Annotated in this window: 8 protein-coding genes and 1 pseudogene; 8 read left to right on the top strand and 1 reads right to left on the bottom strand. The window is 70.8% G+C overall.

What is annotated here, in order from left to right; genetic code table 11:
- Positions 1-648: 648 nt before the first annotated feature.
- The 8 genes and pseudogenes from AC3CH1_RS06575 to AC3CH1_RS06540 all read left to right on the top strand — a co-directional run bounded on the left by AC3CH1_RS06575 (position 649) and on the right by AC3CH1_RS06540 (position 10,436).
- Positions 649-1,104: an HIT family protein gene (locus tag AC3CH1_RS06575; protein ID WP_488461995.1), complete on the top strand. Its 456-nt coding sequence runs from the start codon at positions 649-651 to the stop codon at positions 1,102-1,104.
- A gap of 117 nt (positions 1,105-1,221) precedes the next feature.
- Positions 1,222-1,428 (top strand): annotated as a pseudogene (locus AC3CH1_RS06570) (helix-turn-helix domain-containing protein); the annotation flags it as partial.
- Positions 1,398-2,597: an NsdA family TPR-like regulatory protein gene (locus AC3CH1_RS06565; RefSeq protein WP_488461994.1), complete on the top strand. Its 1,200-nt coding sequence runs from the start codon at positions 1,398-1,400 to the stop codon at positions 2,595-2,597. The pseudogene AC3CH1_RS06570 and the gene AC3CH1_RS06565, both read left to right, overlap by 31 nt.
- 331 nt (positions 2,598-2,928) lie before the next feature.
- Positions 2,929-3,669 (top strand): toll/interleukin-1 receptor domain-containing protein, encoded by a 741-nt coding sequence (locus AC3CH1_RS06560; RefSeq protein ID WP_488461993.1) that lies wholly within the window; start codon positions 2,929-2,931, stop codon positions 3,667-3,669.
- Positions 3,666-5,999, top strand: coding sequence for an NACHT domain-containing protein (locus AC3CH1_RS06555; protein WP_488461992.1), 2,334 nt, complete (start codon positions 3,666-3,668; stop codon positions 5,997-5,999). The genes AC3CH1_RS06560 and AC3CH1_RS06555 overlap by 4 nt, the downstream gene beginning before the upstream one ends.
- Before the next feature lie 3 nt (positions 6,000-6,002).
- Positions 6,003-8,285, top strand: coding sequence for an OmpA family protein (locus AC3CH1_RS06550; RefSeq protein WP_488461991.1), 2,283 nt, complete (start codon positions 6,003-6,005; stop codon positions 8,283-8,285).
- 154 nt (positions 8,286-8,439) lie between these two features.
- On the top strand, positions 8,440-9,969 hold the full coding sequence (locus tag AC3CH1_RS06545; protein WP_488461990.1) for a hypothetical protein: 1,530 nt from the start codon (positions 8,440-8,442) through the stop codon (positions 9,967-9,969).
- The gene (locus tag AC3CH1_RS06540) at positions 9,966-10,436 is read left to right on the top strand and encodes a hypothetical protein (protein WP_488461989.1); all 471 of its coding nucleotides are present in this window, start codon (positions 9,966-9,968) and stop codon (positions 10,434-10,436) included. The genes AC3CH1_RS06545 and AC3CH1_RS06540 overlap by 4 nt, the downstream gene beginning before the upstream one ends.
- Positions 10,437-10,573: 137 nt before the next feature.
- Here AC3CH1_RS06540 and AC3CH1_RS06535 read toward each other — a convergent pair whose 3' ends face one another.
- The gene (locus AC3CH1_RS06535) at positions 10,574-12,103 is read right to left on the bottom strand and encodes a helix-turn-helix domain-containing protein (protein WP_018956948.1); all 1,530 of its coding nucleotides are present in this window, start codon (positions 12,101-12,103) and stop codon (positions 10,574-10,576) included.
- Positions 12,104-12,198 lie beyond the last annotated feature (95 nt).

Genomic DNA, 12,198 nt, shown 5'->3' with positions numbered 1-12,198 from the left:
AGGGAAGCCCCCGAGACTCCGCCACACCTCACCTCGCATTTTGCGGGTCAGGAGAGGTGTGACGGTGCTTCTTCAGGCGAGAACGCAACGCGGACGTCGAGCGCCTCCACTTCCTTGAGCTGGGACTCGTCGAAAGGCACACGGCGAGTCGCGCCGGTCAGCCGCGGGATTGAGCCGCTCTCGGGGGCCGAGGACCCGGCACCGATCAAGAACCCGAGGTTCCGCAGCCACCGCCGAGAGGCTTGCGCGCCTCGGGGTCGCCGCCGCGGATCCCCGCCGTCATCCCCGGGATGGCGGCGTTGTGCCCTCGCGTTGCCGGGCGCGCTGCTGCCTGTCCAGATCCCGCTGGTACCTGGCCTGCGCCTCTTGTCGACGTTGCTGTTGGCGCTGCGCTTCGGCCCCCACGCCGACCAACCCATGGGAGCGACGGCTCATTCTCCACAGGCTCTCCCCACCAGCGGCCCGGAGCGTGCACACCGAACCCTGACCCCATGACCAACAGTGATGGAGCGACTCCAATCAGTAACTCTCCGTGCACCCGCGCCCTTGCCGCAGATGCCCGTACGCGGGGGGTGGCGGTCCGGGGGAACATGGGGGGCCGCCCGTGCGCGCCCTGCCAACTCCCCCGAGAACGAGGGTATTCCTGCTGTGAGTACAGAAGTTCCGGCCATCCCGTCGGCCGCCGTCCCGCCCTCCCCGCGAACCACCCGACCCGTCCGGCCCGTCCGCCTCACCCGTACGGCAGAGTGCCCGTTCTGCGACATCGTGGCCGGCACGGCACCGGCCCGGGTCGTCCGGGAATGGCCGGACGCCCTCGCCATCGCGCCGACGGACGGTGTGACGGCCGGGCACACGTTGGTGATCCCCAAGACCCATGTGGCCGATGTCGGCGTCGATCCGGAGATCTCGGCCGCGACGATGCTGCGCGCGGCCGAGCTTGCCGCAGAGCTGGGGCCGTGCAACATCATCACGTCGCGGGGGAGGGCCGCGACGCAGTCCGTGTTCCACCTCCACCTGCACCTTCTGCCGCGCCGCGGGGGCGACGGGCTGGCGCTGCCGTGGTCGCCGGGGGCCCCGGGGAAAGATCACGAAGCCGTCACCTGACAGATTGTCGGGACATAGCTCACATTTGTTGATCAGATCGCGTTTGGTTCCTCGTCCCGGGGATAAGACGTGGATCAGACAGTCCGCAGATAGGCTGAATCCGGCCTCTGCGGCCTGATGAGGGAGCATGCAATGGCGCGTGGTTCAGTGACGTTCGGCGTGGAGTTACGTCGCCGCAGGGAGTTGGCCGGGGTGTCCCTCCGGGCCCTGGCTCGTCTGGTCAGCTTCTCCGCGAGCCACCTGAGCAAGGTGGAGCGAGGGCAGAAGAACGCCAGCGTCGCCCTGGCCCAGAGGTGCGACCACGAGTTGTCGGCAGACGGCGCCCTCCGCGATCTGGTCCGTACGGACGGCCCCGGGAAGCCTCCGGCGCGCGGCGGCCCCACGGGCCGGGGGCGCCGTGGAGCCCGCGCCCCCCGGTCGGCGGCATGCCGGGCTTCCCCGCTGCCGACCCGTGGGTGCTCGGCCAACCGGAGCACCCGCCGGGCGAGTTGACCTGGCGCATCACCTCCGGTCCGCTCGAGAGCGGCGAAGTGGCCCTCATCTTGGGAACCTACCGGCGTATCTACGACGAGTGCCGTTCGCTCGGCCAGGCGCTCGGGCCGATCGCCGTCAGGCACATGCTCACTTCCTCCATCGACGCCTTGCGAGGCATAGCCGGCTCGGCGCACCCGCCCGACCGGCCCGCCGCACTGCGGCTCGCGGCCAGGTTCGCGGAGTACGCGGGATGGATGGCCCAGGAAGCGGGCGACGAGTACGGCGCGCTGGGGTGGAACGGGCGGGCCGCGACCCTCGCCGATGCCGCCGACGACACGGACTTCGTCGCCTACACCCTGATCCGGCGTGCCGAGATGGCGCTCTACCGCGAGGACGCGCATGCCGTGCTCGCTCTGGCGCGCCGCGCCGACGCCCAGGCCCGTGGTGTACGTGTCCGGGGGCTGGCGGCGCAGCGGGAGGCCCAGGGCCATGCGCTCATGGGCGATGACGCCGCATGTCTGAACGCGCTGGGCCGTGCGACGGATCTGATGGCGGAGGAGAGGGCCGGTGAGACGGCCGTAACCGTCACCGCGGCAGCGGGCGACCCGGTGCCGGGCAGTGCGCATCTGGCCGGCCCGGCGGACTTCGTCTCCGGCTGGTGCATGCACGACCTGGGCCGACCCGCCGACGCGGTGGACGTGCTCGCGGGCGGTCTGGAGGCGATCCCGGCCGAGGCCGGGCGGGCGAGGGCGCGCTACGGTGCCCGCCTCATGCTGGCCCTGGCCGAGTCCGGGGAACTGGCGGAAGCCTGCGCCATGACCGAAGCCGTCACCTCGTCGGTGGTCCTGCTCGACTCGGCCACCATCCGAGCCGACCTCCGCCGCCTCAACCACGCGCTCAACAGGTGGCCCCGCCACTCCGACGCCCGGCAGGCGTCCCGCCATATCGCCGCCGCACTTCATACGGGGGCACACACCGGCGGCTACCCGGGGGAACACACTCCGCCGCCGCTCAACTGACCACTCCTCAGGAGAAGGTGAACCGCTCCTCGGCCCTGTCCGCGTACCCGCGTGGCCGGCCGCCCCTCCGCCGTACCCGGATGTCTGCCGGGTGCACCCGTACGCGTTGTGACGCAACGCCGTTGGCTTTCCCAGGTGTGTTCCGTGTTCCCGCACATGGGGCGCGGGCAACTCTTGACCGCGCCTGAACACACTGCCAGTCTCGCATTTCCCGGCTGTTCGCACGGCCGGCCGTCGCCATTCCCCCTGATGGCCCCCTCCCTGGACTCTCGCGGCCTCCCACGATTCTTCGCCGGTTCCCGAGAGTTTCCTCCGAGAAAGAAGGATTCTGATGGTGGGAATTTTCATCAACTACCGGACCGGTGACGGAGATCAAGCCGCAGTCGCCCTCGACGGCGAACTCCTCAAGGTCTTCGGGAAGAGCCGTGTCTTCCGTGACCGCCGCTCGATGAAAGCGGGCACGGACTTCCCGCCGGAGCTACGCAGGGAGCTGGAGAAGAGCACAGTGCTCCTCGTGCTGATCGGCTCCGAGTGGCTGCGCCTGAAGGACAAGAGGACCGAGAGGCGCCGGATCGACCTGGCCCACGACTATGTGCGGGAGGAGATCCGGACCTCCCTGGAACAGCGGAAGCTCGTCATCCCCGTGCTTCTGGACGTGGATTCCGTCCTGCCCGCAGCGGACGAGCTTCCCGAGGATATCGCCCGGCTGAGCCAACGCCAGGCTGCGCGGGTGAGGGTGCCGTATCTGCCTACCGACGTGAAGCCGCTGATCAAGGAACTTCGCCGGCACGTTCCGGCGAAGAAGAAGAGCCGGGGGTCCGGAAAGGGCGGGAAAGGCGGTGGTGGAACGTATATCGAGAAGGCTGAGCGATCGGTCATCGCGCACAGGGACGGTATCTATAACGAGAATGCCCAGGTGGCCCCGGCAGAGCCCGCCGGTCGCGTGAGGTTCGCCGAACCGGCCGATCCTGCGAAGCCCAAGTCCGCGAAATCCACCAAGTCCACCAAATCCACCAAATCCGCCAAGTCCGCCAAGTCCGCCAAGTCCGCCGAGAGGAAAGGTGCATCATGACCGAGTCACCGATTCCGGAAGGCGAGGCCCCTCCACCCTCCGCGGACCTGCCCGGACAGGAACCGCTCCTCGAACCGGCGAGCGGTGCCACCGCCGGTGGTGACGGCTTGGAGCCGGACGGGCAGCCGACCCCAGGGGCCTTCCTGTCGAACGGCACCGACAAGAACGAGGCGATGGCGGACGAGGACGCGCCCGACGGCGGTCAGGTCGACTTCGTCGAGCACCGGGCGGCCCGTGAGCACAGCCTGCTGAGGACCAGGCGGAGCGCGGTCAGCACCGGCGAACAGGGCACCGCCTTCTACGTGGAGAACTACCACGGCGAGTCCGCGTCGGCCTCCTCCGACGAGGTCTGGGCGCTTCCCTTCGAGGCGGACGCCTTCGTACGCGTCCACGAGAAGGTCGCCCGCCATACCGAGATGGCCCTGGGCCTCAAGGAACACCACCTCGTGGTCCTCGAGGGGCCGCCGGGCAGCGGCCGGTACGCGACGGCCGCCACGTTGTTCGCCAGGGTCTGCGCCCGGTACGCGCTGCGCACGCTGCACCGCGACGACGGTGACCTCCTTCAGGGCGTGTGCGAGCAGGCGGAGGCGCTGCTGGAGGGGGGCCGGGGGTACGTCGTGGACATCGGGGCGCAGCAGTACGGCGTCCGTACGCTGGAGACGCTCGCCCGCATCGCCGTACGTGCGGGGGTGTACGTCGTCGTTATCGGCGAGTCCGCCCCGTACGGGGCCGACCGGCCACAGCACCTGGTGTTCGAGCACGGGCGCCCCGATCTCTCCGCCGTACTCGAAGCGCACCTGCGGGACCTGCTGGCCACCCACCGCACCCGCTGCGCCGTCGGCCGGGAATGCGGCCCGGCCGACTCGGAGGCGTACATCGCGCGGCTGGCGGGCGAGGGGCCGATCGATCGCGCGCTGGGCATGGCGGCCTCCGTGGCGGAGGTCGTACGGCTCGCGCGCAAACTCGCCGAGTGCGTCCACTCCGACGAAGCCGACATCGCCGGAGCCATCGGGGAGTGGCGCGACCGACTCCCGCTGCTCGCGAGGAAGTTGCTCAGTCCGGATGGCGTGTCCGAAGCCGATCTGCTGCTGGACCCGCATCGGCAGGCGATCCGGATCGCGTACGCCTGTTTCCACGGCCATCCGCTGGCGGACGTCATCGAGACGGGCGATCTGCTGAGCGGCACGGTGCTGCCGCGTTTCGAGAGCCGGGACGCGGCACCCGTGAACCTCGTGTTCTCCAGGGACCTGGACCGCCTCGTTCCGCGCGAGATGCGCGCGCCCGGGACCTGGGCGACGACCACACGGGCCGACGGTCCGCGCCGTGCCGTGCTGGCGGACCGGGAGCTGCTGCCCGCCCTGTTGGAGGTCGCCTGGCACAGCTACGGCGACCTGCGGAAGCCGTTGCTGCGATGGCTGGAGGTGATCGTCTCCGGAGCCCCGGGAAGAGCTTCCGGAGACGTCCCGGGGAGAGCCTCCCGCAGCATCTCCCGAAAGGCCCGTGTGCCCGAGCGGATCAAGGTCCGCGTCGCCGAGATCGTCGGCATCCTCATGCGGTTCGACTTCGACTTCGTCTACCGCGAGACGGTGCACCCCTGGGCCGTGAGCCGTTCGTCGGTGCACCAGCAGTGTGCCGCCCTGGCGCTGGAGATGGCGTACGCGCAGGAGGCGCTGTCCCGGCGGGTGACCGCGCGCCTGAAGAACTGGGCGGGCGGCCACAACCGGGCGCTGCACCACAGCGCCGCCCGTACGTACGGCACCACCGTGGGGCTCCAGGACCTGCCGACCGCCCTGCGGGAGCTGCGCAGGCTGGGCACCAAACCCCAGCTGGCGTCCAGCAACGCGGTCGCCTTCTCCATGGCCTCGCTCTTCCTGGAGGGGCCGGTGGACCCGGTCGCCGACGAACTGGACGCCTGGATCACCTCGCGGGACGACCACCTGCCGCAGCACGCGGTCCGCTCGATGCTGGCGCTGGGCCGGTTCACCGTACGTACATCCCGGCGCGGCAGACCCGCGCTGGCGGAACTCGCCCTGGCGGACGAGCGGCGCAGGCACCTGCTGGTGGGACTGCTGCGCCGGGCCCTGACCACACAGGAGACATCGGCCCGCAGCTGGACGCTTCTGGAGCGGTGGCTGACGGGAGCGGAGGGTGACGACGCCCTCGAGCGTCTCTTCGAGGAGATCGTTCCCCGTGTCCTCCACGGGCCGCTGCGCGGACGGGCCCTGTTCCACCTGGGGCTCTGGCGTCTGCGGCGGCCTGAATCGGCGGTACTGCGACGCATCCAGCAGTCCATCGCGCTCGGCACCGCCGGGCCCGGAGAGAGGAAGTGACCCATGGCCGTACGCAAAGGATTCTTCGCCGGCATCCGTGACTGGTGGCGGGGGGACTCCGACGCCCCGGAGAGCGAGCGTCCCGCCCGGGCCGAGGCACGGCGGGCGTCGCCGCCCGAGGCCCTGACCGGCACGTCCGTGGAACCCGTACGGGCCGAGGCGATAGCCGAACTGCCCTTCCACGACGTACCGATGACGGTGGCGTCCCGGGACGACGTGTTCGAGTTCCACCTGACCCCGCACTTCCGCTGGCGCAGTACGGAGATGACGTTCGAGGACCTGCGGGAACGGGCGGCAGCCCTGGAGGAGACGGCCCGCCGCGAACTGGTCCGGCGGGCCTGGGGCATCGCCCGCGCCCACGACCCGGCCGACCCGGTCGCGGCGGAGGAGGCCATCAACCGCAGGCTCGGCGAGACGTGGTGCTACACCGACGACCAGGGCATGATCAGCTGCCGGGCCTCCGTCCGGGTGCGGAGCGACCCCGCGCTGCGGGACCACGTACGGCCGTTCCGGCTGACCGAGCTCCGGATGAGGGAGGAGCACCGGCTCGGCGAACTCAAGGCCCAGCACGCGGCGGCCCTCACGGAGATCTGGATCGACGTGGTCACCACGCTGGAGATGACCGAGAACCCGGGCGCGGTGGAACGGCAGTTCCTGGCCCCCTTCGTCGCCCCGCTCGCCGACCGCGACTTCGCCACCACGATGAAGGCGCTGCGGGAGACCCGGCGCAACGGCACCCAGGCGCTCGCCCAGGTGCTCGGCCAGGCGGTCAAGGACCATGACCAGCTGGGGCTCTACGAGTTCACCAACGCCTACGACAAGGCCCTCAGCAGCTTCTGCAAGCAGATGGGCGTCTCACCGTTCGCCTGGGTGATCTCCGAGACCGCGGGAACGGGAGCGGCGGACGCCGACCCACATGACGGTTCCGGGTCGGGCCCGGCCTCCGGCTCCGTCTCCGGCTCCGGTTCCACGGGGACGATCCGCGTGAGGGCCCCCGTGGTGGCCCGAGGGGTGGCGCCCGCTCTCGTGGCCGTCCTCCTGTCGGCGGGCATCACGTCCTGCGGCGACGGGGCCTCCGCCCCCGGAACGTGCGACTGGATGGAGAAGGCAGCCGAGGGCCGGGCCCATACGGTCGTCCTCGTGGACGCCTCGGCGTCCCTGCGCGGCTCGACCGGGGCCGACCGGGGCCGCGACCACACCGAGGCGGTCGTTTCGTACCTGGAGAAGGCCGTCAGGCACCGGAACACCGTCTCGGTGGGGGCTTTCGCCGGAGCGGGAGACATCGAGTGGTCGGCGCCGGGCCTGTCGACCGACTGGACCTGGAAGAACCCCAATCCGAACAACCGGGAGCAGCGCGAGAAGGACGCCACCGCCTGCCTGAAGAAGAACCTGGCCCAGGCACAGGAGACGGTGCCCACGAGCGGCGGTACCGACATCCTCGCTGCTGTCCGGTCGGCCGTCGCGGTCCTGGGCGAGAGCGCCGGCCGGGAGGACGGCCGCGAGGACCACGGAAACGGAGGTTCCGGAAACGGATCGGGGTCCGGCGAGCTGATCGTCCTCACCGACGGCCTGTCCACCACGGGCTGCGCCGATCTGCGCCCCGCGAGGTTCGCCGACGACGGGGAGATCGACGCCATCGCCGAGGTCTGCCGTGATGCCGCCGAGCTGCCGCAGGAGATACCGGCGGGCGTGCCGGTCACCTTCGTGGGCCTGGGCCGGACGGCGGGCGCCCAGCCGGCCCCCACCCCGGCCCAGACCGGCTGGCTCAACCGGCTCTGGCTGCGCCTGTGCGCGGAGACTCGGGCCGAACCGGCCCGGGCCGAGGACTGCCGTGCCGTCGACACCCCCGTACCCGGCTCGCTGCGCCGGGCGTCCGCCCCGAAACCACCCGCGGACCCGGTGGTCCGTTTCGGGGCGGGGCGCTCACAGCCGTACCCGCTGCCCGGGGCCGCACTGTTCGACCCGCGCTCCGCGGTGATCCGGGAGCCGGGCCTGCGCGAGCTCACCCGTATCGCGGTGGAGCTGCGGAGCAGCCCCGGGGCGGAGGTGCAGGTGCTCGGCTATGTCGATCCACGCGGCGGAGCCGGGAACAACCTGTCGCTCTCCCAGCAGCGGGCGGACGCCGTCGCGGAGGTGCTGACGGCCCACGGGGTGCGCGATGTGACGGCGTACGGACGCGGGCTGGCAGGAGCCTGCCCGAAGCCGGTCGCCACCGGGAGCGGTGACCGCGACGCGGATGAGGCACTTCAGTGCGACCGCCGGGTCGACATCGTGGTGACCAGGTAACAGGTGACGAACGGGAAGGCGGTGGCGGTTCATGGCCGTCAATGGGGAGACAGTGTCGAACGGCGCGCGCTATCAGGCGGCGAAGCCCTGCGGTCGTGAACTTCTCACACTGTCCGGCAGGGGAAACGGCGACCCGCCCAACGGGACCGGCGCCGTGTCCGCAGGTCCGGCCGGCCGGACGGTCGACCGTACGGACAGCAGGGAACGCGCGGTACTGATGCGGGCGTTCACCACCGCCAACACCCAACTGGCCTCCGCACAGGGGGAGCTCGGTGCGGGTACCGCGAAGGTGATCCGCTCCGCCGAGCGGGCGCGCGGCGGGATCGAGGCCGTGGAACGCCTCACCCTGGGCCGGTCACCGGCCCGGGCCCGCCGGAGCGCACGGCGGCTGGAGCTCGCCCACGCCACGGACGGCCCGGAGGACCTCCGCCGGTCGTCCACCGTGTGGCGCAAGGTGATCCTCCCCTTGTGCCTGGTGGTCGGCGCGGTGTTCGAGGCCGCTTTCATGGCGTCGATCGTGCAGGAGGTCATCGGCGTCGGAAAGGGCTCGTGGGAGTGGTGGCTGGCCTATCTGCCGGGCCTGGGGATCACCGTGTGCCTGCTGGCGGCGGGCACCCTGCTCGCGGAATCCGTGTTCCGGTTCAGGGCACGGGCGGACCGGAGACTGGAGCGACGGCGTACCGGCCTCCGCTCCGCCGTGGCCGGCCGGTGGAAGCGCGAGGGCCCGCCGACCGAGAAGCGGGCGCAAACGGATCTGCCCTGGCCGAACATGACGGCTCCGGTCCTGCTGACCGTCGGCATCCTGGGGATGGTGGCGGTGTGGGCCTACCTGCGGAGCGCCCGCGCCGCCGCTGAATTCCCCCACCTGGAGCAGTACCGACCGGCCGTGGTGGTGCTCCTGCTGATGCTCAGCGCCTCCGCGGTCCTGGCCAAGGTCCTGGCCCACAACCCGTACGCGGACCGGGCCGAGAGGGCCCGGAAGGCCACGGAGAAGACGGAGGACTCCGCGGTGAAGCTGTTGAAGGCCGCCCGGGAGGACCTGGCCCTGCACGCCACGTCCTGGTCCGCGCTGAGGTCGGCGACGGCGCTCGTGGAGAACCGGGCCCACCACACGCTCGACGACGCCTGTATCGCCCTGGTGGAGGAGCGGTCCAGGACGGGGGCGGCGGGCGGTTTCGACTTCCCGCTCGGCATGACGGTCTGGCCGTACCCGGCGGACGACGAGCGGACGGGCCTCGCCCCGGCCGACACCCTGCCGCGCCTCCGGCTGGAACAGCTCGACGAGATCCGGGAGGTGCTGGAGACCAACGCCCCGTCGAAGCTGCACGACCGCCTCGAGCGGGTGGCCGAGCGGCTGAACAGCCAGTGGGGGGAGGCCGATGACGACACTGCCGTACGGGAATCCGGCATCCAGGAGCCCGGCGCAGGGGAGCCTGAGGCAGGGGAGCCCGGCGCAGGGGAGCCTGAGGCAGGGGAGCCCGGCGCAGGGGAGGCTGAGGTAGGGGAGCCCGGCGCAGGGGACCCTGCCGTACGGGAATCCGGCGTACGGGACGAAGCGGACGAGCGACTCCCCGAGCAGCCGACCGGCCCGGTTGACGAGGAGAAGTCGGCCGGACGGGGTGACAAGGAGGAGTCGGCCGAAGGGCCGCACGCCCCCGGCCCCGGAACCGGGGACTCCGCATGAGCGCGGTCCTCGGCGATGAGCGGATCAAGCACCTGGAGTTCCTCCAGCACACCATCGCCCGGCTCGGGACCAACTCCTTCCTGATCAAGGGCTGGAGCATGGCGCTGAGCGGTGCGCTCGTCGCCGTTTCGAGCAGTCGGCCGACCTGGACGGTCGTGGTGGCCGCGCTGATGATGACCATGGGCTTCTGGCTGCTGGACAGCTTCCACCTGGGGCAGGAACGGCTCTTCCGCTCCCTCTACGAACGCGCGTCCGCCCCCACCGAGGACCTGACCTCGGACGCTGACCCCGCCGCCCCCGGCCCCGCTACGCCCGCACCTGTGCCCCTGTTCACCATGGACGCCGAGCGTTACGGGACCCCGGTGGCCTGGCGAGCGGTGGCGCTGTCCCGGACGATGCTGCTGTTCCACGGGCTTCTGGCCCTGATCGACCTGCTGGTGGCCGCCTCACTGGTGGGGGACTGGTAGGCCGGCGGCTAGTAGTGCTTCGTTGTACGGAAAAGCAGCAGTGATCAGTGAAGGGCTGTGAAGGGGAGTATGCACAGGTCAGATGGCATGTTGCGGTGTTGTGCCCCTTGGGCCCAAGGGGCACGACACCCCGCCCGTCAGATGTCCCGGAAGATCTCGATCTGGGCGCCCACCGAGTTGAGCCGCTCGGCCAGCTCCTCGTAACCGCGGTTGATCACATAGACGTTGCGGAGTACGGAGGTGCCCTCCGCCGCCATCATCGCCAGCAGCACCACCACGGCGGGCCGCAGGGCGGGCGGGCACATCATCTCGGCGGCGCGCCAGCGGGTCGGGCCCTCGACCAGGACCCGGTGCGGGTCGAGGAGTTGGAGGCGGCCGCCGAGGCGGTTGAGGTCGGTGAGGTAGATCGCGCGGTTGTCGTAGACCCAGTCGTGGATCAGGGTCTGGCCGTGCGCGGCTGCGGCGATCGCCGCGAAGAACGGGACGTTGTCGATGTTGAGGCCGGGGAACGGCATCGGGTGGATCTTGTCGATCGGGGCCTCCAGCTTGGAGGGCCGCACCGTCAGGTCCACCAGGCGGGTGCGCGCGTTGTCGGCGGCGTACTCCGGGGTGCGGTCGCAGTCGACGCCCATCTCCTCCAGGACCGCGAGCTCGATCTCCAGGAACTCGATCGGCACCCGGCGGATGGTGAGTTCGGACTCGGTCACCACCGCGGCGGCCAGCAGGCTCATCGCCTCGACCGGGTCCTCGGAGGGGGAGTAGTCCACGTCCACGTCGATCTGCGGGACCCCGTGCACGGTGAGCGTCGTCGTGCCGACGCCGTCGACCCGTACGCCCAGCGCCTCCAGGAAGAAGCACAGGTCCTGGACCATGTAGTTGGAGGAGGCGTTGCGGATGACGGTCGTGCCGTCGTGGCGGGCGGCCGCCAGCAGGGCGTTCTCAGTCACGGTGTCGCCGCGCTCGGTCAGCACGATGGGCCGGTCCGGGGAGACGGACCGGTCGACCTGCGCGTGGTACAGGCCCTCCGTGGCGGCGATCTCCAGGCCGAACCGGCGCAGCGCGATCATGTGCGGCTCGATCGTGCGCGTGCCGAGGTCGCAGCCGCCCGCGTACGGCAGGGTGAACTGCTCCGTCCGGTGCAGCAGCGGACCCAGGAACATGATGATCGAGCGGGTGCGGCGCGCGGCGTCGGCGTCGATCGCCTCCAGGTCCAGCTGCGCGGGCGGCACGATCTCCAGGTCCACGCCGTCGTTGACCCAGCGGGTGCGCACGCCGATGGAGTTCAGCACCTCCAGGAGCCGGAACACCTCCTCGATCCGGGCCACCCGGCGCAGGACTGTCCGCCCCTTGTTGAGCAGCGAGGCGCACAGCAGCGCGACACAGGCGTTCTTGCTGGTCTTGACGTCGATGGCCCCGGAGAGCCGGCGGCCGCCGACGACCCGCAGATGCATCGGGCCGGCATAACCGAGTGACACGATCTCGCTGTCGAGGGCTTCACCGATGCGGGCGATCATCTCAAGGCTGATGTTCTGGTTGCCGCGCTCGATGCGGTTGACGGCGCTCTGGCTGGTGGCGAGCGCCTCGGCCAGCTGCGTCTGTGTCCAGCCCCGGTGCTGACGGGCGTCACGGATGAGCTTGCCGATGCGTACGAGGTAGTCGTCTGACATGACGGCAGGTTATCTCAGATATGAGATGAGGTTGCTGTGGGGGTGTGCCGTTCGAGTGACGGGCGTGTACCGGCTCCGCGTAGGCGGCCTCCTCC

It is taken from the genome of Streptomyces sp. MGP-P1, assembly GCF_057766565.1.
The sequence above is the reverse complement of the archived record's forward strand: the minus strand, read 5'-3'. Positions and strand labels throughout refer to the sequence as shown.